At 56.6% G+C, this 24534-nt stretch carries 21 protein-coding genes and 1 riboswitch; of the genes, 10 read left to right on the top strand and 11 right to left on the bottom strand.

The annotated features are described in order from the left end of the window. Window positions 1-6: 6 nt before the first annotated feature. Both L362_RS07710 and L362_RS07715 read right to left on the bottom strand, forming a co-directional pair. On the bottom strand, window positions 7-1248 hold the full coding sequence (locus L362_RS07710) for a multifunctional CCA addition/repair protein (RefSeq protein ID WP_008502958.1): 1242 nt from the start codon (window positions 1246-1248) through the stop codon (window positions 7-9). 60 nt (window positions 1249-1308) lie between these two features. Next, window positions 1309-1929 (bottom strand): TIGR04211 family SH3 domain-containing protein, encoded by a 621-nt coding sequence (locus tag L362_RS07715; protein ID WP_025912514.1) that lies wholly within the window; start codon window positions 1927-1929, stop codon window positions 1309-1311. A gap of 229 nt (window positions 1930-2158) precedes the next feature. Between L362_RS07715 and L362_RS07720 the strand changes: the two genes are divergently transcribed. The 3 genes from L362_RS07720 to hldE are packed head-to-tail and all read left to right on the top strand — an operon-like array spanning window position 2159 to window position 7808. Beyond that, entirely contained in the window at window positions 2159-3460 is a 1302-nt protein-coding gene (locus L362_RS07720) for a CYTH domain-containing protein (protein ID WP_023344939.1), read from the top strand. Window positions 3461-3481: 21 nt separating this feature from the next. Further along, on the top strand, window positions 3482-6337 hold the full coding sequence (gene glnE, locus L362_RS07725; protein WP_023344938.1) for a bifunctional [glutamate--ammonia ligase]-adenylyl-L-tyrosine phosphorylase/[glutamate--ammonia-ligase] adenylyltransferase: 2856 nt from the start codon (window positions 3482-3484) through the stop codon (window positions 6335-6337). 40 nt (window positions 6338-6377) lie between these two features. After that, entirely contained in the window at window positions 6378-7808 is a 1431-nt protein-coding gene (hldE, locus tag L362_RS07730) for a bifunctional D-glycero-beta-D-manno-heptose-7-phosphate kinase/D-glycero-beta-D-manno-heptose 1-phosphate adenylyltransferase HldE (RefSeq protein WP_003862540.1), read from the top strand. Between the two features lie 115 nt (window positions 7809-7923). Here hldE and ubiK read toward each other — a convergent pair whose 3' ends face one another. After that, window positions 7924-8220 carry a ubiquinone biosynthesis accessory factor UbiK gene (ubiK, locus tag L362_RS07735; RefSeq protein ID WP_008502963.1) on the bottom strand — a complete coding sequence of 99 codons (297 nt, stop codon included), beginning with the start codon at window positions 8218-8220 and terminating at the stop codon, window positions 7924-7926. A 119-nt stretch (window positions 8221-8339) separates the two neighbouring features. Then, window positions 8340-8490, top strand: a riboswitch (FMN riboswitch). 106 nt (window positions 8491-8596) lie between these two features. Here ubiK and ribB point away from each other — a divergent pair. Beyond that, window positions 8597-9250, top strand: a complete 654-nt coding sequence (gene ribB / locus L362_RS07740; RefSeq protein WP_008502964.1) for a 3,4-dihydroxy-2-butanone-4-phosphate synthase — start codon at window positions 8597-8599, stop codon at window positions 9248-9250. A 44-nt stretch (window positions 9251-9294) separates the two neighbouring features. Here the strand turns inward: ribB and L362_RS07745 are convergent, their stop codons facing one another. The 5 genes from L362_RS07745 to zupT form a co-directional block, all read right to left on the bottom strand. Then, entirely contained in the window at window positions 9295-10356 is a 1062-nt protein-coding gene (locus L362_RS07745) for a type 1 fimbrial protein (protein ID WP_023344937.1), read from the bottom strand. After that, on the bottom strand, window positions 10340-11101 hold the full coding sequence (locus L362_RS07750) for a fimbrial biogenesis chaperone (RefSeq protein ID WP_032637870.1): 762 nt from the start codon (window positions 11099-11101) through the stop codon (window positions 10340-10342). Before L362_RS07750 ends, L362_RS07745 begins: the two co-directional genes overlap by 17 nt. Before the next feature lie 9 nt (window positions 11102-11110). Beyond that, a complete protein-coding gene (locus L362_RS07755; protein ID WP_023344935.1) occupies window positions 11111-13549 on the bottom strand; it encodes a fimbria/pilus outer membrane usher protein in 2439 nt (812 codons plus the stop codon). Between the two features lie 78 nt (window positions 13550-13627). Continuing rightward, a complete protein-coding gene (locus L362_RS07760; protein WP_021242311.1) occupies window positions 13628-14188 on the bottom strand; it encodes a fimbrial protein in 561 nt (186 codons plus the stop codon). Between the two features lie 332 nt (window positions 14189-14520). Further along, on the bottom strand, window positions 14521-15294 hold the full coding sequence (gene zupT / locus L362_RS07765; protein WP_008502969.1) for a zinc transporter ZupT: 774 nt from the start codon (window positions 15292-15294) through the stop codon (window positions 14521-14523). Between the two features lie 196 nt (window positions 15295-15490). Between zupT and ygiD the strand changes: the two genes are divergently transcribed. Then, the gene (gene ygiD / locus L362_RS07770) at window positions 15491-16279 is read left to right on the top strand and encodes a 4,5-DOPA-extradiol-dioxygenase (protein ID WP_023294571.1); all 789 of its coding nucleotides are present in this window, start codon (window positions 15491-15493) and stop codon (window positions 16277-16279) included. A gap of 79 nt (window positions 16280-16358) precedes the next feature. On the opposite strand, the gene L362_RS07775 is transcribed toward ygiD, so the two are convergent. From L362_RS07775 to tolC, 3 genes are all read right to left on the bottom strand, one after another. Continuing rightward, window positions 16359-17519, bottom strand: a complete 1161-nt coding sequence (locus L362_RS07775; protein WP_021242309.1) for a glutathionylspermidine synthase family protein — start codon at window positions 17517-17519, stop codon at window positions 16359-16361. Between the two features lie 2 nt (window positions 17520-17521). Next, entirely contained in the window at window positions 17522-18187 is a 666-nt protein-coding gene (locus tag L362_RS07780) for a DUF1190 family protein (RefSeq protein WP_008502972.1), read from the bottom strand. A gap of 194 nt (window positions 18188-18381) precedes the next feature. After that, complete coding sequence (gene tolC / locus L362_RS07785; RefSeq protein WP_023344934.1) at window positions 18382-19860, bottom strand: outer membrane channel protein TolC; 1479 nt, start codon at window positions 19858-19860, stop codon at window positions 18382-18384. A gap of 204 nt (window positions 19861-20064) precedes the next feature. Between tolC and nudF the strand changes: the two genes are divergently transcribed. Genes nudF through parE form a run of 5 tightly spaced genes read left to right on the top strand, consistent with a single transcriptional unit; the run spans window position 20065 to window position 24473 of the window. After that, complete coding sequence (nudF, locus tag L362_RS07790) at window positions 20065-20697, top strand: ADP-ribose diphosphatase (RefSeq protein WP_008502974.1); 633 nt, start codon at window positions 20065-20067, stop codon at window positions 20695-20697. After that, window positions 20694-21116: a DUF1249 family protein gene (locus L362_RS07795; protein WP_003862516.1), complete on the top strand. Its 423-nt coding sequence runs from the start codon at window positions 20694-20696 to the stop codon at window positions 21114-21116. The genes nudF and L362_RS07795 overlap by 4 nt, the downstream gene beginning before the upstream one ends. Window positions 21117-21143: 27 nt before the next feature. Further along, window positions 21144-21971: a 3',5'-cyclic-AMP phosphodiesterase gene (gene cpdA / locus L362_RS07800; protein WP_008502975.1), complete on the top strand. Its 828-nt coding sequence runs from the start codon at window positions 21144-21146 to the stop codon at window positions 21969-21971. After that, window positions 21971-22552 (top strand): esterase YqiA, encoded by a 582-nt coding sequence (gene yqiA, locus L362_RS07805; protein ID WP_008502976.1) that lies wholly within the window; start codon window positions 21971-21973, stop codon window positions 22550-22552. The genes cpdA and yqiA overlap by 1 nt, the downstream gene beginning before the upstream one ends. 28 nt (window positions 22553-22580) lie before the next feature. Next, the gene (parE, locus tag L362_RS07810) at window positions 22581-24473 is read left to right on the top strand and encodes a DNA topoisomerase IV subunit B (protein ID WP_008502977.1); all 1893 of its coding nucleotides are present in this window, start codon (window positions 22581-22583) and stop codon (window positions 24471-24473) included. Window positions 24474-24534: the final 61 nt, after the last annotated feature.

The following is a 24534-nucleotide window of genomic DNA, read 5'->3' as shown; positions in this document are numbered from 1 at the left end:
CTGCCCTCAGTCTTTTGGCTGAGGGCAATGCTTTTCCTTCCACTCTGAAACCGCCTGAATCCGCCGTTTCGTCAGCTCTTCGCGAATGTCCGGGCCTTTGAATCCCGCCTCGACAACGTCCTTCGTCGGCACCGCTTTGGCTACCTCCCAGGCTTTACGCAGTAAACGTCCCTGCGGGTAGTCACAGGCTTCAAACCCGGTACGCCCGCGCACGTCAGCCTCGCTGGTGAGCGCGATCTGCTCCACGCGCTGGGGTTTGCGCCAGGCGTCGATGTTATCGAACAGCTTAACGATGGTGGCCGGTTTCAGGATCGGGAAGGTGTGGATCAGGTCGTGGAATTCGGCCACCAGTTTCGCCAGATCGCGGATTTCGTTCGGCACGCGCAGGCGCTGGCACAGCCCTTCGACGAGCTTCACCCCTGCCGGACCGTGCCCGTGGTGCCGAGGCCAGAGCTCTTTTGGCGTTAAGCCTTTGCCGAGATCGTGGCACAGGGTGGAAAAGCGCACGTCCACGTCAGGGCTGAGCATGGCCGCCATGCTCAGGGTCATCAGCGTGTGCACGCCGGTGTCAATCTCCGGATGCCATTTCGCCGGAGCCGGTACGCCAAACAGCGCGTCTATTTCCGGGAACAGCACCTTCAGGGCGCCGCAGTCGCGCAGCACCTGGAAAAAGACCTGCGGGTTACGCGTGGTGAGCGCATTCTCGGTCTCTTTCCAGACGCGCTCTGGCGTCAGGTGTTCAAGCTCGCCCGCCTCGGTCATGGCGGTCATCAGCGCCATGGTCTCATCGGCAATGCGGAAGCTGAGATGGGCGTAACGCGCGGCAAAACGCGCCACGCGCAGCACGCGGAGCGGATCTTCAGAAAACGCAGGGGAGACGTGACGTAAGAGACGGTTGCGCAGATCGTCCTGGCCGCCATAAGCGTCAATAATCTGGCCGTGCTCGTCCTGCGCCAGCGCGTTAATGGTGAGATCGCGACGCAGGAGATCGTCCTCCAGCGTGACGTCCGGCGCGGCATAGCAGGTGAAGCCCGTATAGCCCGAACCTGACTTCCGCTCGGTACGCGCCAGGGCATACTCTTCGCGGCTTTTCGGGTGTAAAAAGACGGGAAAATCGCGGCCTACCTGCTGGTAGCCCGCGTCGAGCATCTCTTCCGGGGTGGCGCCCACCACCACCCAGTCTTTATCTTTGACCGGCAGACCTAACAACGCATCACGTACCGCACCACCGACCAGATAACTCTTCACGCCTGACACTCCCGTTTTCTCTTTTCCAGAATGATACGTAAGTCTGGCAGAGAAGACGAATTAGTTCATCCAGCGATCTTTACGTTTACGGCTTGGGATCAGATGCGGCAGAACCAGACCCAGCACCAGACCGACGCCCAGCACGCCGCCGCCATACATAAACCACTGCATGATGATGGTGCGCTGTTTGTCATCGAGCTGCAGGTTGGCGGCATTCACTTTCTTCTGCGCGACAATCAGCTCGTTTTTCAGCTTCTGGTTCTCTTCTTTCAGGCCGTTAATCACCCCGTCGCTCTGCGCCACTTTCTGCTGCATCTCGGCGGTACGCTGGTTCCAGGTTCCGTCGATATTGTTCAGCTTGTCGGTCAGGGTTTTCACCTGATTTTCCAGATCCGGTACGCGGGTGCGCAGGCTTGGCACGGTGCTCAGCTCTTTCAGCGGGATCCAGGACGTGCGGCCAGAACTGTCGCGAACCTGACCGTAGTTGGTGTCCGCGTTGGTCTGTAACAGGGTGACTTCCTCGCCGGCATTTACCGTGCCCACGAGGCGATAATTATCTCCGGGGCCACTGCGTACCCAAGTGTTCAGTTCGTCAGAAACGTAACGCTTCTCTTCAGCGTGCACTGCGGTTGCGGCGCTAAAAGCGAGTAAAGTAAGTCCAATCAGGCGTAATTTAAGCATCATTAGTCGTTATTTTCATAAATAGTGGAACGATAGTAGTGGCAACAGTGTCTCTACGCAAAGCATTCATCAGCAATCAGAATCATCTGTGTCACGACTCTACACATTTACGCCCGTCAAATTGCTCATTGCATGGCAATTTGGCGCAAAATACTATGTACTGACAAACAAATGGCGAGGAAGTTCGCCCTCATTGACGCGTCTGTGACGCCCGCAAAAGTACAAGGCTATGGCTCAGGAAATCGAATTAAAATTTATCGTCGAAAAAGACAGCGTTGACGCACTCCGCCAGCATCTGCATACGCTCTCCGGCGAACACCATGCACCGGTACAACTGGTTAATATTTATTACGAAACGCCGGATAACTGGCTACGCCGCCACGATATGGGGCTGCGCATCCGTGGCGCGAGTGGGCGCTACGAGATGACGATGAAAATTGCCGGCCGTGTGGTCGGCGGGTTACATCAGCGTCCGGAATACAATATCGACATCAGTCAGCCAGAACTTGAGCTGGAACGTTTTCCGGCGGAAGTCTGGCCGGAAGGCGAGCTGCCTGCCACGCTGGCGGAGCAGGTGCAGCCGCTGTTCAGCACCGATTTCTGGCGCGAGAAATGGCTGGTGACGGAAGGTAAAAGCCGCATCGAAATCGCCCTCGATCTGGGTGAGGTGAAGGCGGGTGAGTACCAGGAGCCGATCTGCGAACTGGAGCTTGAGCTGCTGGAAGGGGACGCAAATGACGTGCTGAAGCTGGCGCGCAGGCTGGTGAACCAGTCCGGATTGCGCCAGGGGAGCCTGAGCAAAGCCGCGCGGGGTTACCATCTGGCCGCCGGAAATGCGCCGCGCGTGCTGAAAGAGATGACCATTTTGCGCGTTGCGCCGAAAGCCAGCGTTGAGCAGGGGCTGGAAGCCGCGCTGGAGCTGGCGCTTTCTCAGTGGCAGTACCATGAAGAGCTGTGGGTACGAAATGTGAAAAACGCCAAATCCCACGTGCTGGCGGCCATTGCCCTGGTGCGCCATACCCTGACGCTCTTCGGCGGTATTGTTCCTCGCAAAGCGAGCGCTCACTTACGTGATCTGCTGACGCAAACCGAAACGCTGATGCTCTCGGACGTATCTGCGCAGACGGCGATCTACAGTCCGCAAGCCGCTTCGGCAAAACTGGCGCTGACCGAGTTTCTGGTGACGCGCGGCTGGCGCGCCTTCCTGGATGCGAAAGCCGAGGCCAAAATCGCGGAAAACTTTAAGCGTTTCGCAGATATTCATCTTTCCCGTCATGCGGCCGAACTGAAGAGCACCTTTGCGTATCCGCTCGGCGATAAGTATGGCGATCAGCTTCCCCGTCTTTCGCGCAACATCGACAGCATGCTGCTCCTTTCCGGTGCCTACGACGGGCCACAGGCGCAGGCGTGGCTGGAAAACTGGCAGGGGCTGAAGCATGCCATCGAAACCCGTCAGCATATTGAGATAGAGCATTTTCGTAACGAGGCCATTTCGCAGGAGCCGTACTGGCTGCACAGCGGAAAACGTTAACTCTGGCAAGGAACCCCTAGAATGCCGCTTTCTTCACCGTTACAGCAGCAGTGGCAGACCGTTTGCGAACGTCTGCCTGAGTCATTACCGGCGTCATCGTTAAGCGAGCAGGCGAAAAGTGTGCTCGTCTTCAGTGATTTTGTGCAGGAAAGCATTGCCGTCTACCCGGACTGGCTGGCGGAGCTTGAGAACGCACCGCCGCAGGCGGACGAGTGGCGGCACTATGCCGGCTGGCTGCAGGCCGCGCTTGAAGACGTCACGGATGAGGCGACGCTGATGCGCGTCCTGCGTCAGTTCCGCCGTCGTGTGATGGTGCGCATTGCCTGGGCGCAGGCGCTGGAACTGGTGAGTGAAGAGAGTACGTTGCAGCAGTTAAGCGAGCTGGCGCAGACGTTGATTGTCGCCGCGCGCGACTGGCTCTACGCCGCCTGCTGTAAAGAGTGGGGCACGCCGTGCAGCGAGGAAGGGGTTCCTCAGCCGCTGTTGATTCTGGGGATGGGCAAGCTGGGCGGTTGCGAGCTGAACTTCTCCTCCGATATCGACCTGATTTTCGCCTGGCCTGAGAACGGCTCCACGCGCGGCGGCCGTCGCGAGCTGGACAACGCCCAGTTCTTTACCCGCCTCGGTCAGCGTCTGATTAAGGCGCTGGATCAGCCGACGCAGGACGGCTTTGTTTACCGTGTGGACATGCGCCTGCGTCCGTTCGGCGATAGCGGGCCGCTGGTGCTGAGCTTTGCCGCGCTGGAGGATTATTACCAGGAGCAGGGGCGCGACTGGGAGCGTTACGCGATGGTCAAAGCGCGGATCATGGGCGACAGCGATGACGCCTACGCCAACGAGCTGCGCGCCATGCTGCGCCCGTTCGTGTTCCGTCGCTATATTGACTTCAGCGTGATCCAGTCCCTGCGCAATATGAAAGGGATGATCGCCCGTGAGGTTCGCCGTCGCGGGCTGAAGGACAACATCAAGCTCGGCGCGGGCGGCATTCGCGAAATCGAATTTATCGTCCAGGTCTTCCAGCTGATTCGCGGCGGGCGCGAGCCGTCGCTACAGTCCCGCTCGCTGCTGCCGACGCTGAGCGCCATCGAGCAGCTTCACCTGCTGCCGGACGGCGACGCGCAAACCCTGCGCGAGGCCTATCTTTTCCTGCGCCGTCTGGAAAACCTGCTGCAAAGCATCAACGACGAACAGACCCAGACCCTGCCGGGGGATGACCTTAACCGGGCGCGTCTGGCCTGGGGGATGCGCGTGGATGACTGGTCAACGCTGACCGAACGGCTCGATGCCCATATGGCAGGCGTGCGCCGCATCTTCAACGAGCTAATCGGTGATGACGAAAGCGAATCGCAGGACGATGCCCTTTCCGAGCACTGGCGCGAGCTGTGGCAGGACGCGCTCCAGGAAGATGACACCACGCCGGTGCTGACGCATTTAACCGACGACGCGCGCCATCGCGTGGTGGCGCTGATTGCCGATTTCCGTCTTGAGCTGAACAAGCGCGCCATTGGCCCGCGCGGCCGTCAGGTGCTGGATCACCTGATGCCGCACCTGCTGAGCGAGGTCTGCTCGCGGGCGGATGCGCCGGTGCCGCTGTCGCGCATGATGCCGCTGCTGAGCGGGATCATCACGCGCACCACGTACCTTGAGCTTTTGAGCGAGTTTCCGGGGGCGCTGAAGCACCTGATTTCCCTCTGCGCCGCCTCCCCGATGGTGGCCAACAAGCTGGCGCGCTACCCTCTGCTGCTGGATGAACTGCTCGACCCAAACACCCTGTATCAACCCACGGCGACGGATGCCTACCGTGACGAGCTGCGTCAGTATCTGCTGCGCGTGCCGGAAGAGGACGAAGAGCAGCAGCTGGAGGCGCTGCGACAGTTTAAGCAGGCCCAGATGCTGCGCGTGGCGGCGGCGGATATCGCCGGAACGCTGCCGGTAATGAAAGTGAGCGATCACTTAACCTGGCTCGCGGAGGCGATCATCGACGCGGTCGTGCAGCAGGCGTGGGTGCAGATGGTGGCCCGCTACGGCCAGCCGAAGCACCTTGCTGACCGTGAGGGGCGGGGCTTTGCCGTGGTCGGTTATGGCAAGCTCGGCGGCTGGGAGTTGGGATACAGCTCCGATCTGGATTTAATTTTCCTGCATGACTGCCCGGTCGACGTGATGACCGACGGCGAGCGCGAGATTGACGGGCGTCAGTTCTATCTGCGCCTGGCCCAGCGCATCATGCACCTGTTCAGCACCCGCACTTCGTCGGGCATTTTGTATGAAGTGGATGCCCGCCTGCGTCCGTCCGGCGCGGCGGGTATGCTGGTCACCTCAACGGAGTCCTTCGCCGATTATCAGAAGAATGAAGCCTGGACCTGGGAGCATCAGGCGCTGGTGCGCGCCCGCGTGGTGTATGGCGATCCGCAGCTCAAAACGCAGTTCGATGCCGTCCGTAAGGATGTGATGACCACCCCGCGCGAGGGCAGTACGCTGCAGACGGAAGTGCGCGAAATGCGCGAGAAAATGCGCGCGCACCTGGGTAATAAACACCGCGATCGCTTTGATATCAAAGCCGACGAGGGCGGGATTACCGATATTGAGTTCATTACCCAGTATCTGGTGCTGCTCCACGCGCACGACAAGCCGAAGCTGACCCGCTGGTCGGATAACGTGCGCATTCTGGAGCTGCTGGCGCAAAACAACATTATGGACGAGCAGGAGGCGCAGGCTTTAACCCGCGCCTACACCACGCTGCGCGACGAGCTGCATCACCTGGCGCTACAGGAGCAGCCGGGGCACGTGGCGCTGGACTGTTTTGTCGCAGAGCGCGCTCAGGTAACGGCCAGCTGGCAGAAGTGGCTGGTGGAACCGTGCGTAACAAATCAAGTGTGATATTATCGCGCGCAAATTGTGAATCTTTCTGGAGTCAGGAATGAAAGTAACACTGCCAGAGTTTGAACGTGCTGGGGTAATGGTTGTTGGGGATGTGATGCTGGATCGCTACTGGTATGGGCCGACCAGCCGCATCTCTCCGGAAGCACCGGTACCGGTGGTTAAGGTCGACACCATTGAAGAGCGTCCCGGCGGCGCGGCAAACGTGGCGATGAACATAGCCTCTCTGGGCGCGCACTCGCGTCTGGTTGGCCTGACCGGTATCGACGATGCGGCGCGCGCGCTGAGCAAGTCGCTGGCGGACGTGAACGTGAAGTGTGACTTCGTTTCTGTTCCGACCCACCCGACCATCACCAAGCTGCGCGTGCTGTCACGTAACCAGCAGCTGATCCGCCTCGACTTTGAAGAAGGGTTCGAAGGCGTTGATCCCGAGCCGCTGCACGAGCGCATTAACCAGGCGTTGGGCAATATCGGCGCGCTGGTACTGTCCGACTACGCTAAAGGCGCGCTGGCCAGCGTGCAGACGATGATCCAGCTGGCGCGTAAGGCCAGCGTACCGGTGCTGATCGATCCTAAGGGCACCGACTTTGAGCGCTATCGCGGCGCAACCCTCCTGACGCCAAACCTCTCCGAGTTTGAAGCGGTGGCGGGCAAATGCAAAACCGAGGAAGAGCTGGTTGAGCGCGGCATGAAGATCATTGCTGACTTCGAATTATCTGCGCTGCTGGTGACCCGCTCCGAGCAGGGGATGACGCTGCTGCAGCCGGGCAAGGCGCCGCTGCATATGCCAACCCAGGCGCAGGAAGTGTATGACGTGACCGGTGCCGGCGACACGGTGATCGGCGTGCTGGCAGCGACGCTGGCGGCGGGGAACTCCCTGGAAGAAGCGTGCTACTTCGCCAACGCCGCGGCAGGTGTGGTCGTCGGTAAACTCGGTACCTCAACCGTTTCCCCAATCGAGCTGGAAAACGCGGTGCGCGGCCGTGCGGACACCGGTTTCGGTGTGATGACCGAAGACGAGCTGAAAGTGGCTGTCGCCGCTGCGCGCAAGCGCGGTGAAAAAGTGGTGATGACTAACGGCGTGTTCGACATCCTGCACGCGGGCCACGTGTCGTATCTGGCGAATGCGCGTAAGCTGGGCGATCGCCTGATTGTGGCGGTGAACAGCGATGCGTCGACGAAGCGCCTGAAGGGTGAAACGCGTCCGGTGAACCCGCTGGAGCAGCGTATGATCGTGCTCGGCGCGCTGGAAGCCGTGGACTGGGTGGTGTCGTTTGAAGAAGACACGCCGCAGCGCCTGATTGCCGGTATTCTGCCGGACCTGCTGGTGAAGGGTGGGGATTACAAGCCGGAGCAAATCGCGGGCAGCGAAGAGGTCTGGGCCAACGGCGGCGAGGTGATGGTGCTTAACTTTGAGGATGGGTGTTCCACCACCAACATCATCAAGAAGATCCAGAAAGACAGTCAGTAAAAAACGGGCCTATTGGCCCGTTTTTTTATGTCGGGTGGCGGCTGCGCCTTACCCGACCTACGCGTTCATTCAGGCCCGGTAAGGCGTAGCCGCCACCGGGCTCAACAGGCCGCACTTACTCCTGGTTATCCACCGGCGGAATGGCTGGCGCTGGCTTCACTTCTTCCGGCGCATTGCGGTTTTCCAGCTCGGTCAGACGCTGTTCCAGCAGTGCCAGCTTCTCGCGGGTGCGCAGCAGAACCTGGGTCTGCACGTCAAACTCTTCGCGGCTGACGAGATCAAGGCGAACCAACTGCGCCTGCAGCGTCTGGCGGATTTTCTTCTCAACGTCATCACCAAATTCACGAATGCCTTTTGGCATAGACTCGTGAACCTGACGCGCAATTTGCTCAATTTTCTTCGGGTCAATCATTGTCGTTTCCCTTGATGAAAAGGTGTTAGTGTCCATTGTAGCGCGTCATGCCCGGGGTAAACAAAATTGTTTGATGCTTATGCATTGCCCAGGATAATCAATAGCGTTATAGTTATCTCGCTTATTCTCAGGGCGGGGCGAAATTCCCCACCGGCGGTAAATCAGCTTAACGCTGAAAGCCCGCGAGCGCTTTGGGTGAATTCTCAAAGGTCAGCAGATCCGGTGTAATTCCGGGGCCGACGGTTAGAGTCCGGATGGGAGAGAGTAACGATCCAGTCGGGCATGGGCCCGCTCACGTTATCTTTTTGCCGCTTATACGGCGCTCCTAAGACTGCCCTGATTCTGGTAACCATAATGTTAATGAGGTTTTTTTACCATGAATCAGACGCTACTTTCCTCTTTTGGCACTTCAACTCAACGTGTTGAACATGCACTGGATGCACTGCGCGAAGGCCGCGGTGTGATGGTGCTTGACGATGAAAACCGTGAAAACGAAGGCGACATGATTTTCGCCGCCGAAAACATGACCGTTGAACAGATGGCGCTGACCATCCGTCACGGCAGCGGCATCGTATGCCTGTGTATTACCGAAGATCGTCGTAAGCAGCTCGAGCTGCCGATGATGGTCGAAAACAACACCAGCGCCTTTGGTACCGGATTTACCGTGACCATTGAAGCGGCGCATGGCGTGACCACCGGTGTGTCTGCGGCTGACCGTCTGACCACCGTACGTGCCGCGATTGCTGATGATGCGAAGCCATCCGATCTGCATCGTCCAGGCCACGTCTTCCCACTGCGCGCGCAGGCGGGTGGCGTGCTGACCCGCGGCGGTCACACCGAAGCGACGATCGACCTGGTGACGCTGGCAGGCTTCAAACCTGCGGGCGTGCTGTGTGAACTGACCAACGACGACGGCACTATGGCGCGTGCGCCAGAGTGCATCACCTTCGCACGTCTGCACAACATGCCGGTGGTAACGATTGAAGATCTGATCGAGTATCGCCAGGCGCACGAGCGCAAAGCCAGCTGAAATGGCTGATGTGAAAAAGCCGGGGAAACCCGGCTTTTTTGTCTCTAGTGGTAGTTAATTTTGAACAGCACCACCGTTTCGAACGGGCCGGACTGGATCGCTTTTCCTTCGACCGGCGACAGCTCTGCGGTGTATTGCTGCTCATGCTCAAGCGTGCTGCCCGTAAAATCCACGTATTCGTTGTAGTGGTTAAAGGTGTAGGGCTCGGTTCCGTTAAGGATCCTCAGCTTCAGGCCATTGCCTATCAGCAGTGCGGTATCGTTGGCGGTAAGCGCTTCATTTGTATAGAACGACGAGTCCATTTTGAAGCCATCTGAACATTGGGCATCCTGCACTTTCGTCGTCTTCACCGAAAAGGTCCGTTTACGCGTCTGTTGATTCACGATATCGCGTGCGCTAAAGGTGCCGAAATCAATCTCCTGGTTCTCAGGGTAAATACTGAACGTTGCCCCGCAGTCCAGAACGGTAATATTTTGCAGCCCGTTGATGTGATATTTGAGGTTTTTCGCATCCGACATCTGGTTCACGCCGCCTTTTCCGTCAAACTGGACAACGATGTAATCGCTCAGCGAGCTGACGTAGCCGTGAGGTGGCATGGCTTTAATTTTTACGTATAAGCGCAGACGAGCAATGAAGGTTCGTGAAGTGTGGATATCATCCGGGTTACCGGAACAGATACGATTTTCCCATCCCATTTGTCGGATCTGCTCGGGGGTATAAATCGTGATGTTTTGGTTGTCCAGACACTGTCGGGTATCGACGCCGTTAGGCTGGCCTTTTGCATCGTAGTCTATCCCTTCATAGGTTACGCCCAGTTCATAATAGGGATCGGAGGTTGAAGGATAAGGATTCACCCAGCCAAAAATATCCTCCGGTTGAAAGCTGCTTGTGACATTGTGGTTGCATGTCACCGGGATTTTGATGTCATCCGATTCCCAAATTTTCTCACCTGCCTGTGCATTACTGGGGATAGCAAACGGCGAGATCGTTTTAGTTTCTTCTACGGGGCCGCCCGAACCGCCCAGGTAGCAGTCGAGCGCCAGCGCTTCTCTTAAAGGCAGCACTGAGAGCAGCACTATGAACAATACCTTAGCGAGATTGCGCATCTTTTTCGATCTTCCGTTCGTTGAGCGAGCACTGCGCCGTTCCCGCGCACTGTACGTCGACCTTTTTCAGCGCGCCGTAATCGTCGATATAACCGATGCTGTAATAGTTACCGTGGTAGTCACCGGTAGAGGTTGTTGCTGTCGCGAAAGGCGCAAGCATCAGGCTGTCGAAGCCCGGCAGCATGGTTCTGGCATTCTTACTGAGCCACGCCAGCGTGATGTAGTACGGCGTCGGGTTATGTATGGTCAGCCCATTCGCAGTGGCTGAAACTTCCATCCGCATTTCCGCCTGCTCGCCGGGTTTTTTGGTAATCGCTTTAGGGCGCCAGAACAGCTTGATCCTGCTCTGCATCGCCACCTGCATGACGCTGCGTTCATCGCTAGCGCTGGTGCTTTTCGGCGGCACTTCGCGCAGGTTGAAATAAAACAGGGATTCTCTGTCTTTCGGTAACTGACTGGTGGCCGCTTGCTTAACGATCCTGACCTGTGATGCGGAACCCGCTTCAATGCGTTGAATCGGAGGCAGCGCCATGAAATGCCTGTCTTCTTTACGGCCTTTCTCATCTTCAATCCAGGAGAGCGCCAGATAGGGCAGCGCTTTACTCTGGTTTTCAATCTTCAGGCTGCTGGCCTTGTCGCTTTCCGGAAAGACAATGCGCGTGCGGTCCAGGTTTACGGCCGCGTGAGTGGTGAATGCTGTGCCGACCAGCATCAGGCACAGGCTTTTGAGTAAGGTTAATTTCATCATGATTTCTTACTGACATGGCAGTATCAACTGCATACTGTTTTCAAGGTGTGAAGGTAACGTGAAGCGGCACTGCTGATTGTCTCCCCACGTCACGCGAAACTGTTGTTGTGGCTCTACGGCGCCGAGCCAGACGTGGCCGTCATCGGCGACCATGGCAATCTGCCGATCGTCTTCCAGCTGGCGAACAACGGCGCCCAGCGGCGGCGTGCCAGAGGCAGTTCGTAAGATGCCTGCGATATCATTGCCTGCACGCGTCGCGATCTGACGGTACCCGATGGCACCTTCCGTCCAGGTTGAGGTGACGACGCGGGTGTCAACGTCTACGCCATCGGGCAGGTTGTTCATATTGACCTGCACGCTGGAAGGCGAATAGCTGGAGATGGACGGTAAAACGCCAATCCCGAAGCGATTGGTTTCATCCCGCGACATGTTCAGCGGGATGTTGCCTACGCCATCGGTACTGACCATCACGCGCGGCTCGTTACCGTAGCTGCGGCGGTGCAGCGCAGCGCCTTTAGCCGTCGAGGTGAATGAACCGGTCCAACTGGCACTCAGGGAATTGTATTCGTTAGCCTTAACGCTCCCGGAGAGATTCAGGTCGCCATAAGGAGAATAATGTTGATAGTTGCCGCTCACCTGCGCGCCGGCATCTGACTTCTCGCTTTCGGTACCTGCCGAAACGCCCCAGGTGTTGTTGCGGTCTGATGTGTCATACCACGATACGTTCTGGCTCAGACTCTCGCTGTTGCGCAGGTCGTAATTCAGACGATGATCGGGATCGAGCGGTACGCTCAGTGAGAGATAGAACTGCGTATCGTCGTCTTCGTCTTCATAGTGGGTTTTACTCCACGACACGGTGACGCCCAGATTTTTCCAGCGACCGATATCAAAGTTATAGCCTGCGGTCACGCTGCCCGTCGTGGAGGAGGAATCGTTCCACCAGGTTTGACGCAGCATGTTCACATAGAGGTTGAGCGATAGCGCCGAAATGTACTGGCTTGCCGTCACGCTGAGCGTCTGTTTTTCTGACTGCCGATCGTTATTGTCATCATCCAGAAAACGGGCGTAGCTGAGAAACTGCGGGTCGGAATAGCGATAACTGGCGAGCGTAAGCTGGCTGCCGGTAGTATCGAAACGCTTACTGTAGTTGAATCGGTAGCTGTAACCTGTCTGGCTATTCTGATTGGGCAACTGGCTGGTTGCCTGCGTCACGTCAAAAGAGAGCGCGCCCAGGTACTCCATGTTTTGACCTATTCCGGCGGCAACGGACCGGTAGCGATCGCCATCGGCGAGCGTACCGCCGTAGAGGGAGGTTTGTGACAGCATCCCCCAGGAGAATTCGCCGCTCATAAACGCGTTATCTTCAACGTCATGCGAGGCGTCTTTGCGTGCTTTTCCTGCCGCCAGCTTATAGCGAACCTGACCTTTGCGGGTTAAAAAAGGCACCGATTCCGCAGAAACCTGGAAGGTGCTTACGCGCCCATCTTCTTCTGTCACTTTGACGTCCAGCGTACCCTGTACAGACTGGTTTAGATCCTGAATAACAAACGGCCCTGGCGGAACGTTGCTTTGGTAAATGACACGGTCAGCCAGGCTAACCGTTACCGTGGCGTTAGTTTGCGCGAGGCCGGTAATTTGTGGCGCGTAGCCGCGCAGCGACCATGGCAGCATGCGCTCATCGCTAATCAGGGAGGCACCGGTATAGGTGAAGGCATCAAAAATAGCGGACTGGAAATCCGTTTCACCCAGTGTGAGTTTGGCTCCGAGCGAGGGGAGAGGGCGGAACATATAGAGGCGTGAAAAGCGTCCGTCATTCTCTGAACCTGCGTCGGTATGGGTTTGAGTATACTGATAATCACCGCGCAGTCGCCACGCGCCCATATTCGCGCCGGCAGTGCCATAAGTGTTGACGTTATCCGTGCTGCTGCCATCGTTCGGCTGGTAATGACTGGCAAAAAGATTGTAATCCAGTAGTACGCCCGGCACGCCGTTGTCCCAGGTTGAAGGGGGCATCCAGTCTGCGGCACGGTACTGTAACCAGGCCTGAGGTATCGTGACCTTCAGCGTCTGGCTGGATTGCTCAAAATTAAATTTAATATCCGGTTTTGATGCAAAGTCGACGCACCCGTCTTTTTCCGCCAATGCGCTACGGATATTGTCCTGCAGAGCAAATGTATCGGCCAGTTCAGGTGGAATACAGACGTGTACGCTCTTGTCTATCTCCTGCCAGCGGAGCTGCCAGCCATTTGCCAGCGGGATATCATTAATTGAAACGGTAACAAAATAGTCGCCTGGTGTGATCGATATTTGATCTTTAAAAAGAGATAAATCAACGCTGCCACGCTGATCTTTATCGATGGCATTGATGTTAAATTCAGTGGCGGAGGCAAGTTCCGCCATAAACAGGGACGTCATAATAATTATGCATTGTAATTTATATGTCATCGCCCTGTTACTCAAATAAATACATTCAACGCCGGCTGACATTAAATGCCAGCCGGTTTAATTTGAAACATGGCGTAGTTATTTATACGCCAGAATATAGTTGGCTGTAGCTTCCACCTGGCCAGCAGTCGCCGTTTTACCCGTTACCACTTCCATTAATGCTTTGAAGTGCAGCGTTTGAGTCGTTGAACCTGCCAGCAGAGCAACCTCATTAGCAGCACCCAGCGTGATGTTGGCTTCGGCGTTATTCAGAAGACGAACGCCCACGTTCTGTGCACCACTTGCATAGGTATTGGTCATCAGACTGGTGTCGGTCGCGTCTGTCGCTGAGCTGGTAAACGTGACATCGACTTTGGTCACTGGTGTGTCAGTCTCGTCGGCCGGATCGTCAAGCTGGCAGTTTTCCAGATTGATATCAACCGGAACTGCGGAGGACTTCTTGTTGGCATTGATCACGGCTGTGGTCACTTCACCGAGATCGACTTCTTTATCAACGCTGTCTGGTGCAATGCTGCAAGGCGCATCAATAACAACGCCTTTGAATTTGATTTTTCCCGACCCCTGCTCGGCAGCAAAGGCGGAACCCGATACTGCGGCAGCGATAGTTACAGCTAATAGAATTTTTTTACCCATATACATGAAAATATCCTTTTTCAAACGAATTCATACTCTGAATATAAGTTTCAAAACGCAAATGGAGTATATGGGAGGACGAAGGGGAGATGCGATTACTGCATCTTAAAGCTATTTTAAGATTATATTAATATATAATTAATGTTGATTGTAAGCATCGGCTAACATTCATAATATATGCAGTAACTCAGATAATGGACTGATAAAATTTCATCATTCTATTTCTATAAGCTATATATTTTGCAAGGGCTTTGTTGGCAACAAAATAACGTATCATTTCTATCTATATCTTAACGTTTCGAAAGTCTGCCTCCGTATTATACGGAGGCAGACTAATCCTAACCGATACCTGCAGATTGCAATAACACCAGGCTTAAGCCCATGACTGACATTCCGCACAGCACGCCATAGCTGGGGTTGTTATTGGGATCGATCTCTTTCGCCAGCGGCATTAATTCATCGACGGAAAGCGCCACCATAATCCCGGCAACTGTGGCCATAATGGCGGCCATCACGACAGGGGAGACCAGGCTTCCGAGAATCAACCAGGCCAGGACACCGCCGAGGATTTCAGCCATCCCGGAAATTCCTGCCCAGAATACCGCGGTACGTTTCGAGCCCGTGGCGGCATACACCGGTCCGGCGACCGCCAGACCTTCAGGAATATTGTGTAAGGCCACCGCCAGCGCGATGCCAAAGCCCATTTCCAGATTGCTGCTGGCCGTCACGTAGGTCGCGACCCCTTCCGGGAAGTTATGCAGGCTAATCCCCAGCGTGAGCAGAACCGCCGTTCGCTTAATATTCCGCGGCACAGGCGTTACGTTTTTCTGCATTAAATCCTGCGGATGCGCGTGGGGTAGCATCCGGTCGAGGGCAAAGTAACCCAGCAGGCCAACGACAAACATGCCGTAGCCCAGCAGGGGAGACATCCCGTCGGTGCCCAGCGCAGCAGGGAGCATCTCCATCAGGGAGATAAGCAGCATGATCCCGGCAGCAAAGCCCAGCGAGAAGGCCAGCACGCGGTTTGACGGCTTCTGACCAAGCACGCCGAGGATTGCGCCGATAAAGGTCGCGGCGCCCGCCAGTATGGTCAGGATCAGAGGGACTGACATGGATTGCTCCTTATGATAATGATTATCATTAATATAAATGATTCATTTCTGGCAAAGCGAGGGGCGAACCCCGGCTTTACACATTCCTTACATTCAAAATTCCTGATGATGATCTTCACGCTTATCAGCGTTCATCTTTATCCGATTGCGCGTAATGTAGCACCATTAAATTGACACCTTCTGTAAGGATATCATCATGACTTCTTCCCGTATGCCAGCCCTGTTTTTAGGCCACGGCAGCCCAATGAACGTTCTGGAAGATAACGTCTATACCCGCGCATGGCGTCATCTGGGCGAGACGCTGCCGCGTCCAAAAGCGATTGTGGTGGTATCTGCGCACTGGTTCACCCGCGGCACGGGCGTGACCGCCATGGAAGCGCCAAAAACCATTCATGATTTTGGCGGCTTCCCGCAGGCGCTGTATGACACGCACTATCCGGCCCCCGGCTCGCCTGAGCTGGCACAAAGGCTGGTGGAACTGCTGGCGCCTGTTCCGGTTGCGCTGGATAAAGAAGCCTGGGGCTTTGACCATGGCTCATGGGGCGTGCTGATAAAAATGTATCCTGATGCGGATATCCCGATGGTGCAGCTGAGCATCGACAGCACCAAACCGGCTGCCTGGCATCTGGAGATGGGGCGCAAGCTGGCGACGCTTCGTGATGAAGGCATCATGCTGGTGGCAAGCGGCAACGTGGTGCACAACCTGCGTACGGCGCGCTGGCATGGCGAAAACACGCCATATCCGTGGGCGACCGCTTTTAACGACTACGTTAAAGCGAACCTGACCTGGCAAGGCCCGGCTGAGGCGCATCCGCTGGTGAACTATCTGGAGCACGAGGGCGGTTCGCTCTCTAACCCGACGCCGGAGCATTTCCTGCCGCTGCTGTACGTGCTTGGCGCGTGGGACGGTGAGGAGCCGGTTACGATCCCGGTCGATGGATTAGAGATGGGAAGTCTGAGTATGCTGTCGGTGCAGGTAGGGTGAAAATATGCCCGGTGGCGCTACGCTTACCGGGCCTACAAAACCGTAGGCCGGGTCAGGCGAAGCCGCCACCCGGCAGATCTTACTCCACAAAAATATGCGGGTAGAACCGCGACAGATCCTGCGTGATCAGCGCGCGATCTTCGCGAATGCCAATTCCGGCAGGTTGATCGTTAATGAGCCAGCTGCCAATTAGCGTATAGCTGTCGCCAAATTTCGGCAGTTGATAGAACGCCTGGACGATCATCCCTTCCTCGCCGTAAGGCCCTTCAACCGCTTCCAGCGTTTTACCGTTTTCGATGATCGACACGTTCGCGCCTTCGCGGGAGAAGATCGGCTTAACGACGTATTTCTCCATCTGCGGGTAATCATCTTCCGCAAAGTACGCTGGCAGTAGGTTAGGGTGATTCGGGAACATCTCCCACAGCATCGGCAGCAGGGCCTTGTTGGAGATAATGCTCTTCCAGGCCGGTTCCAGCCAGCGCACGCCTGCATCTTCCAGCTTGGTGGAGAACATCTCGCGCAGCATGTACTCCCACGGGTAGAGCTTGAACAGGTTGCTGATGACCTGATCCTGCATGTCCGTAAACTGACCTTTTTCACCCAGGCCGATATCCTCAATATAGAGGAACTCGGTCGCCACTTCCGCTTCGGCGGCGCAATCCTGCAGATACTGAACCGTGCCACGATCTTCTTCCGTGTCGCGGCAGCAGGCGAGATGCAGCAGGTTGAAGCCAAACTGCTCGCGCAGCTCGGCAAAGCGCTCGATCAGCTTCTCCTGCAGGCTGTTGAACTGGTCGCTGCCTTCCGGCAGGTTTCCGGCGTTCATTTGATCTTCCAGCCAGATCCACTGGAAGAATGCCGCTTCATAAAGGGAGGTTGGCGTATCGGCGTTGTTTTCTAAAAGCTTCGGTTCACCCACGCCGTCCCACGCCAGATCCAGGCGAGAGTAAAGCGAAGGCTGATTCGTTTTCCACGACTGGCGGACAAAGCTCCAGGTGTGCTTTGGAATACGAAACTTGGCCATCAGCTCGTCGCTGTCGATGACTTTTTCCACCACCTTGAGGCACATCTGGTGCAGCTCAGCCGTGACCTCTTCCAGCTTCTCAACCTGGGCCAGGGTGAGCTTGTAGTAAGCGTCTTCACACCAGTACGGCTCGCCGTACATGGTGTGGAAGTTAAAGCCGTACTCGGTGGCTTTTTCGCGCCAGTCCGGGCGCTCGGTAATACTGACTCGTTCCATGATTAGCCGCCCATTGAGCGAGTAGAGGTGCCTGATGCACTGCGCTGCATGCTGGTCTGTTTCGCCACAGACTCACCGAACCCGCCGCGGGTGATGGTGCTGGTGGTCGCAGGCTTCGGCGCCATCGCGGTTTTCGGTACGGTTACGGTGCGGCCCGGAGTCGCTGCGCCGTAGCCTTTACCGCTGGCATCGGTATATTGACCGTAAGCCGGGCTGGCCGGGTTTTTCGAGCTAAACAGCGGCTGCTGCTGGTAGCCCGCACCGCCGCCCATCAGACGGCCCATCATGTAGCCTGCCATCAGCGGCATCCAGAAGCTGCCGCTGGATTGCGCCTGTGCCTGATTTTCAGGTGCCGTGCCTGCCTGAGCCGGTGCCTGCTGGCACTGACCTTCACCAAATTCCGCTACGCAGTCTTCGCGTGAGGCATATTTCGGCGCGGTGCGTTCCGCTTCTTTCAGCGCGTTGGTGTAGGCCGTTTTACATTCGGCCGCTTTGCCGGTTGCGGCGGAGCAGTCGTCCGCGTTTTGATACAGCGAAACCGTTTCATCGTTTTTCTCACAGCCTGCCAGCATAAAGACAGCGGTAACCGCCAGCGCAACAGGGGTGAGGTGACGTGCGTTCCAGCTCTTGCGGAACGACGCGTGATTGATCGTTTTTGTCCGTTTCATGTTTGTCTTCCAGGACCCAGTGGTAATAACGCTCAGGATAGAGGATGAGTGGTTGAAAATGAAGCGAAGAGGGGCGGAATCAGGGGGATCTTTACGTTGGCTTACGTTCGGATGTGATTTTGCGCCGGGTGGCGCTGCGCTTACCCGGCCTACGATTCAGTAGGCCCGATAAGCGAAGCGCCATCGGGCAATGCTTAGTTACGGAACGGATTGTTGCCCTTGCTGGCAGGCGCTGTGGTGCGCGCGGCAGCAGGCTGTGCAGCAGGGGTGTTGCTGTTAGCGTTGAAGTTATCAACCGCGGCAACCTGCTCCGGGTTCTCCGGTGCAACGCTGTCCGGAGAGGTGGAGACCGGCTTGCCCAGTGCGCTGTTCAGCATCTGCAGGTCTTGCTCGTTCAGCGTACCCAGAGCCTGCTTAATGTTCAGCTGGTTAATCAGGTACTGATAACGCGCGCTGGAGAGCTGCTGCTTCGCGTTGTACAGCGTGGTGGTGGCGTCGAGCACGTCAACGATAGTACGTGTACCGACCGAGTAACCCGCTTCCATCGCGTCCAGGGAGCTCTGTGCAGACACAACTGCCTGTTTATAGGCGTTGATGCTGCTGATTGAGGCGTTCACGTTGTTGAAGGATGAACGTACGGTCTGCACCACGTTACGATGGGCGCTTTCCAGCTGCTCGCTCGCGCCAACAAAGTTGTACTGCGCCTGTTTCACCTGGGAGTTAACCTGACCGCCCTGATACAGCGGCAGGGAGAAGCTCAGGCCCACTTTGTTCTGACCCATATTGCTGTCGTCATACTGGGCAGAATTGGTTTTAGAGCCACTGTAGGTGGTGTCAGAAACGCCGGTAGAGGCGCTCAGGCTCAGGGTTGGCAGATGGCCGTCCTGCGCCTGACGAATTTGCTCGCGGGCCAGGTCCTGGTTCAGACGCGCCTGCAGCAACGTCAGGTTGCGGTTTTCCGCCTCTTTCAGCAGGGCGTTAACGGCCTGCGGCTTATCCGTTTTGAAGCTGTCGACGTTCAGGGAGGCCAGCTCAGGATAGTAGTTCCCGGTCACCTGGCGCAGGGATTCCAGCGCGTTGTCGAGGTTGTTACGCGCGGTCACTTCGTTAGCCAGCACGGTGTCGTACTGTGAACGGGCGTTCTGCACGTCGGTGATCGCCACCAGACCCACGTTGAAGCGCTGGGTGGTTTGATCTAACTGACGGTAAATGGCCTGTTTCTGCGCTTCGGTGTAGGAGAGCGCGTCAATGGCGCTCAGCACGTTGAAGTACGCCGTAGCTGTGTTCAGGATCAGCGTCTGCTGGTCGGTCTGATAGGTCACATCCTGGATGCCCGCGCTCTTTTCCTGCAGGGTCAGGGCACGCCATTTGGACATATCAAACAGCGTCTGTGTTAATTGCAGTGAGGCACTGGTAGCATTGGAGTTTACGCCGTTAGCGTCGCGGAAACCGTTGCTGTAGGTATAATCTGCACCTAACCCTAACTGTGGCAGCAAGGGGCTACGCGCTTCGTTAATCTTTTCAAACGCAGCATCACGATCGGCCGCTGATTTACGTAAATCAGGGTTGCCCAGACGTGCCTGCTGGTAGACCTGTAACAGGTTTTCCGCCTGGCTCATTGCACTGAAGCCCGTCAGGCTCAGGCCGATAAGGATGGGGAGCAATTTCTTCATTTGCATTCCTTGTTGTGAAGCAGTATTAGCGCTGATCTAATTAAAAAATAATTGCCGATTCTAACAGAATCATCCACACCAAAAGGTTGGCGTTACGTGCCATCTGGCGGTAATTTGCACCAATCTATCATATAGCCTTACAAACGGCAGCCAAACAGCCTTGAAATTCACAATTTCATCACCATTGCTACCAGGACTCGACTCATGCAAAAACCAGAAAAGTTGCCCGTGACATTCGCCAAAAACGATGTAGAAATTATTGCACGAGAAACGCTTTATAGCGGTTTTTTTTCAATGGATCTTTACCGTTTCAGGCATCGCCTGTTTAACGGTGAAATGAGCGGCGAAATCAGACGCGAAATTTTTGAGCGCGGGCATGCGGCAGTCTTGCTACCCTTTGACCCAGTGCGTGACGAAGTCGTGCTGGTGGAGCAAATCCGCATCGCCGCTTATGACGTCAGTGAGAGCCCGTGGCTCCTGGAGATGGTGGCCGGGATGATCGAAGAAGGCGAGACGGTTGAAGACGTCGCCCGGCGCGAGGCGCTGGAAGAGGCGGGGCTGGTGGTGGGCCGCACCAAACCGGTGTTGAGCTATCTGGCGAGTCCGGGTGGCACCAGCGAACGCTTATCCATTATGGTGGGCGAAGTGGACGCCACGACCGCAGAAGGCATTCACGGTCTGGCTGATGAAAACGAAGATATTCGGGTTCATGTGGTGAGCCGGGAACAGGCTTATCAGTGGGTAGAAGAGGGGAAAATCGACAACGCAGCGTCTGTCATCGCCCTGCAATGGCTGCAGCTGCATTATCAGACATTACGAAACGAGTGGAAAAAATGAAGCGCTATACGCCTGACTTCCCAGAAATGATGCGCCTGTGCGAAACCAATTTTGCACAATTGCGCCGCCTGCTGCCGAGAAACGACGCACCCGGCGAAACGGTAAGCTATCAGGTGAGCAACGCGCAGTATCGATTAACGATAACAGAATCAACGCGCTACACTACGCTGGTGGAGATTGAGCAAACGGCACCCAGCATTAGCTACTGGAGCCTGCCGTCGATGACGGTACGCCTCTATCACGACGCGATGGTCGCTGAAGTGTGTTCAAGCCAGCAGATCTTTCGCTTCAAGGCGCGGTATGATTACCCGAATAAAAAGTTGCATCAACGCGACGAAAAGCATCAAATTAACCAGTTTTTAGCCGACTGGCTAAGGTATTGTTTAGCACATGGAGCAATGGCGATTCCGGTTTGTTAGCGTCATAAACCTACCTAAGGACACCATTTGGAAAGCCTGTTGAACCTGACTGTTGCTGGTGGGGCGCCAGTCAGGATATTACAAATCACCGATACCCACCTTTTTGCCGAAAAGCATGAAACGCTGCTGGGGGTGAATACCTGGGAGAGTTATCAGGCGGTACTGAGCGCCATTCACGCTGAAAACCGTGCATGCGATCTGATTGTCGCAACGGGCGATCTGGCGCAGGACCAATCTTCCGCGGCCTACCAGCATTTTGCTGAAGGCATCGCGAGCTTTAGCGCGCCCTGCGTCTGGCTGCCGGGTAACCACGATTTTCAGCCCGCCATGTACAGTTCTCTCCAGGATGCGGGGATTTCTCCGGCGAAATGTGTTTTTGCGGGTGAACAGTGGCAGATCCTGCTGCTGGACAGCCAGGTGTTCGGCGTCCCGCACGGTGAGTTAAGCGAGTTTCAGCTCGACTGGCTGGAGACCAAACTGGCGGCTGAACCTGAACGCCACACGCTGCTGTTGCTTCATCATCATCCTCTGCCAGCGGGCTGCAGCTGGCTCGATCAGCACAGCCTGCGCAACTCCGCCGCGCTGGATCGCGTGCTGGCGAAGTTCCCGCGGGTGAAAAATCTGCTGTGTGGGCATATTCACCAGGAGCAGGATCTCGACTGGAACGGACGCCGCATGCTGGCAACGCCGTCGACCTGCGTTCAGTTTAAGCCGCACTGCGCCAACTTTACGCTGGATACCATCGCGCCAGGCTGGCGCTGGCTGGAACTGCATCCCGACGGCACGCTGACCACGGAAGTCTGCCGTTTGACCGGCGCACAGTTCCGCCCGGACACCGCTTCAGAAGGCTATTGATGTCTACGCTCCTTTATCTGCACGGATTTAACAGTTCGCCGCGCTCCGCAAAAGCGACACAGTTTCGCCAGTGGCTGAGCGAGCATCACCCTGACGTTGAGATGATTATCCCACAGCTGCCGCCTTACCCGGCAGAAGCCGCGGAAATGCTGGAATCCATCGTGCTTGCGCACGGCGGCGAAACCTTTGGTGTGGTCGGTTCATCGCTGGGGGGATATTACGCCACCTGGCTCTCGCAATGCTTTATGCTGCCCGCCGTGGTGGTTAATCCGGCGGTACGGCCATTTGAGCTGCTGCGGGACTTTCTTGGCGAAAACGAGAACCCCTACACCGGCCAGCAATATGTGCTAGAGTCACGCCATATTTACGATCTCAAAGTTATGCAGGTCGACCCGCTCGAGGCGCCGGATCTCATCTGGCTGCTGCAGCAGACGGGTGATGAAGTGCTGGATTACCGCCAGGCAGTGGCGTATTACGCCTCCTGCCGCCAGACTATAGAAGAGGGCGGAAACCATGCTTTCACGGGCTTTGAGAATCATTTCACCCAGATTGTCGATTTTCTTGGACTGCACAGCCACTGACAATCAATGCGAATTGCTAGTTTAAATCATGACGCAAACCTATAACGCTGATGCCATTGAGGTCCTCACCGGGCTTGAGCCGGTTCGCCGCCGCCCGGGGATGTACACCGATACGACGCGCCCAAACCATCTGGGCCAGGAAGTTATTGATAACAGTGTGGACGAAGCGCTGGCGGGCCATGCCAAACGCGTTGACGTCATCCTGCATGCCGATCAGTCGCTGGAAGTTATTGACGACGGGCGCGGCATGCCGGTGGATATCCACCCGGAAGAGGGCGTTCCGGCCGTTGAGCTGATCCTCTGTCGTCTGCATGCGGGCGGTAAGTTCTCCAACAAAAACTACCAGTTCTCCGGTGGCCTGCACGGCGTGGGGATTTCCGTCGTCAACGCCCTGTCCAAACGCGTGGAAGTGAACGTCCGTCGCGACGGCCAGGTGTACAACATCGCGTTTGAAAACGGCGAGAAGGTGCAGGATCTGCAGGTTGTCGGCACGTGCGGCAAACGCAACACCGGCACCAGCGTCCACTTCTGGCCTGACGAGAGTTTCTTCGACAGCCCGCGCTTTTCCGTATCCCGCCTGACGCACCTGCTGAAAGCCAAAGCGGTGCTTTGCCCGGGCGTGGAAATCACCTTTAAAGATCACGTTAACAATACCGAGCAGACCTGGTGCTACGCCGATGGCCTGAACGACTACCTGTGCGAAGCGGTAAACGGCCTGCCAACGCTGCCGGAAAAACCGTTCGTCGGCAACTTTAGTGGCGATACCGAAGCGGTGGACTGGGCGCTGCTGTGGCTGCCGGAAGGCGGCGAGCTGCTGACCGAAAGCTACGTTAACCTGATCCCCACTATGCTCGGCGGGACCCACGTCAACGGCCTGCGTCAGGGGCTGCTGGATGCGATGCGCGAATTCTGCGAATACCGTAATATCCTGCCGCGCGGCGTGAAGCTGTCGGCGGAAGATATCTGGGACCGCTGCGCCTACGTGCTCTCCGTGAAGATGCAGGATCCGCAGTTTGCCGGTCAGACCAAAGAACGTCTGTCGTCACGCCAGTGTGCGGCGTTCGTCTCCGGTGTGGTGAAAGATGCCTTTACCCTGTGGCTGAACCAGAACGTTCAGGCGGCGGAGATGCTGGCCGAAATGGCGATCTCCAGCGCCCAGCGTCGTCTGCGTGCGGCGAAAAAAGTGGTGCGTAAAAAGTTGACCAGCGGCCCTGCGCTGCCGGGCAAGCTGGCAGACTGTACCGCGCAGGATCTCAACCGCACCGAGCTGTTCCTCGTGGAAGGGGACTCGGCGGGCGGGTCGGCCAAGCAGGCGCGCGATCGTGAATATCAGGCGATCATGCCGCTCAAGGGTAAGATCCTGAACACCTGGGAAGTCTCGTCTGATGAAGTGCTGGCCTCGCAGGAAGTCCACGATATCTCGGTCGCGATCGGCATCGATCCGGACAGCGACGATCTGAGCCAGCTGCGCTACGGCAAGATCTGCATTCTCGCGGATGCGGACTCCGATGGTCTGCACATCGCCACGCTGCTGTGCGCGCTGTTTGTGAAGCACTTCCGTACGCTGGTGAAAAACGGTCACGTCTACGTGGCGCTGCCGCCGCTATACCGTATCGACCTCGGCAAAGAGGTTTACTACGCCCTGACGGAAGAAGAGAAAGCGGGCGTGCTGGAACAGCTGAAGCGCAAGAAGGGCAAACCGAACGTGCAGCGCTTTAAAGGGCTGGGCGAGATGAACCCGATGCAGCTGCGCGAAACGACGCTGGATCCGAACACGCGCCGTCTGGTGCAGCTGACGATCAGCGATGAAGACGAACAGCAGACCAACGCCATGATGGATATGCTCCTTGCCAAGAAACGTTCGGAAGACCGTCGTAACTGGCTGCAGGAGAAAGGCGATATGGCGGATATTGAGGCTTGATGCCCTCACCCTAACCCTCTCCCGCAGGGAGAGGGAATGGATCGCAGGCCCGGTAAGCATT

It is taken from the genome of Enterobacter sp. MGH 16 (genome assembly GCF_000493175.1).
GTDB classification, from domain to species: Bacteria; Pseudomonadota; Gammaproteobacteria; order Enterobacterales; family Enterobacteriaceae; genus Enterobacter; species Enterobacter roggenkampii.
The sequence above is the reverse complement of the archived record's forward strand: the minus strand, read 5'-3'. Positions and strand labels throughout refer to the sequence as shown.